Genomic DNA, 1113 nt, shown 5'->3' with positions numbered 1-1113 from the left:
GGCGCCCCCCCCGCCCCGGGCCGCGCCGGGCTGCCCGGTGTGGCCATTCGTGTTCGTCTCGCGGGGGGCCCCCACCCCTTGTTTAGTCTTTCACGGGGGGCGGGCCCCCCACTTTGGGGGGCGCGCCGCTTCGTTGTGGGAGGAAGGTTCGTGGACCGAGGTCAAGCCCGCGCGCGGGCGGGTACTTCCCGGGCGAGCGCGACCGCGACGGCGCCGAGAAGGCTCCCGGTGATCCAGCGCTGCCACTTGGCCCATGCCGGGCGGCGCTTGAGCAGGCCGGCGATCGATCCGGCCGCGAGCACGATCAGCCCGTTCACGGTGAGGCCTACCACGATCTGCACGGCGCCGAGAGCGAACCCTTGGGCCGTGGTGTGGCCGCGTGCGGGATCGATGAACTGCGGGATGAGCGCCAGGTACAGGATGGCGACCTTCGGGTTGAGCAGGTTGGTGATCAGCCCCATCCGCAGCAGCCTCCAGTGCGAGTCGCGCTGAAGGCTGCGAGGCTCGAACAGCCCGCGGCCCCCCTGCCTGAGCGCCTGCCAGGCCAGGAACGCGAGGTAGGCCGCGCCAGCAGCCTTGAAGCCGATGTACAGCCACGGGACGGCAACGAAGACCACCGCCAATCCCACGTTGGCCAACGTCATGTACACAAGGAAGCCCACCGCGGTCCCGACCAGCGAGACAAGCCCGGCCGCGCGGCCCTGGCTGACGCTCCGGGACACCAGGTACACCATGTTCGGGCCCGGCGTCAGTGCCATCCCCAGTTCGACCAGGGCCATTCCGCCGGCTGCCGCCGCTGAGATCATCACACACGCCACCATGCCAGACGCGGCGCAACAGCCGTCACCCGGCACCCGGTCGGCGGCGCTTCAGGCGGTGGGGGCGCGCGCCAGGTCGAGTTCCCGCAAGCCGGCATCGGCGAAGTTGAACTCCTGGACGATGCCCCGGCCGCCCGCCAGGGAGGTGACGTTGGACAGGTAACCGACGGCGAGATCGGCCGAAGGTGCGGTCGGTCATTGCCCGCTCGCTCTCGAACGGCCCGGGCCCGCGCCAGGCGTCACGGGCCCGGCCGGGGAGCTGCTTCTTCGCGCCGGAGAGGCTGCTTGTTCCCTG

General features: G+C 71.2%; 1 protein-coding gene. It reads right to left on the bottom strand.

The window, feature by feature from the left end:
• Nucleotides 1–161: 161 nt before the first annotated feature.
• The gene (locus AB0O00_RS40905) at nucleotides 162–806 is read right to left on the bottom strand and encodes a LysE family translocator (protein ID WP_363659725.1); all 645 of its coding nucleotides are present in this window, start codon (nucleotides 804–806) and stop codon (nucleotides 162–164) included.
• Nucleotides 807–1113: the final 307 nt, after the last annotated feature.

The organism is Kitasatospora sp. NPDC093558 (genome assembly GCF_040683475.1).
Taxonomy (GTDB): Bacteria; Actinomycetota; Actinomycetes; order Streptomycetales; family Streptomycetaceae; genus Kitasatospora.
Note: the sequence above shows the minus strand (reverse complement) of the source record. Positions and strands in the feature narration are given on the sequence as shown.